Annotated in this window: 1 protein-coding gene; it reads left to right on the top strand. The window is 35.9% G+C overall.

The genetic code is table 11. The features are described 5' to 3' along the window. Nucleotides 1-658: restriction endonuclease subunit S (locus ACLU24_RS14615; RefSeq protein ID WP_412613364.1), on the top strand; the 658-nt coding region annotated here is incomplete at its 5' end. Nucleotides 659-708 lie beyond the last annotated feature (50 nt).

The following is a 708-nucleotide window of genomic DNA, read 5'->3' as shown; positions in this document are numbered from 1 at the left end:
TGTTTTAACTCCCGCCACTGATGGGAGTTCTATTGTAAATGATAATTTAGAAGCAACTGCTCAAGCGTACTTCGATAATTTATTCTTTTCTTGTGATGATACAGATTGTACGTTGGCTGATATTGCACTGGTTAATCCCTCTCGACCTCTTTCTAAGGGTGTTGAAGCCCGTTGCTTCGATATGTCAACATTACCGACAAGTGGTTGCATACCTACTGGAGATACAACTAAGCCATATAACGGTGGTGTCCGTTTTATAAATGGAGATACTTTAATCGCACGTATTACACCGTGTCTTGAAAATGGTAAAGCTGCATATATAAATATTCTTAATGAGGGAGAAGTTGCTTTTGGTTCAACTGAATATATTGTTTTTGCTTCTAAAGATGATATTCCATCTTGCTTTTACTATTTTCTCATTAGAAACTCAAAATTTGTAACCTTTGCATTGCAATTTATGAATGGTTCAAGTGGTCGCCAAAGAGTTTCAGGAGAAGAATTGGCTTCTTTTCCGTTAATGATTCCTTCAAAAGAAAAACTGGCGGCATTCAATAAGGTTGGCAAATTAGTTCTTGAGCAAATGAAAGAATCAACAGAGGAAATTCAGTTCCTAAAACAACTTCAAGAAACGATTACTGCAACATTGTCAAGCAACTAAATTATCATTTATCTTCTTCTTTAAAGCAATTCTCTCCGTAATCGCCTTAT

The organism is Pseudoruminococcus sp., assembly GCF_047012705.1.
In the GTDB taxonomy this organism is placed as follows: Bacteria; Bacillota; Clostridia; order Oscillospirales; family Acutalibacteraceae; genus Pseudoruminococcus.
The sequence above is the reverse complement of the archived record's forward strand: the minus strand, read 5'-3'. Positions and strand labels throughout refer to the sequence as shown.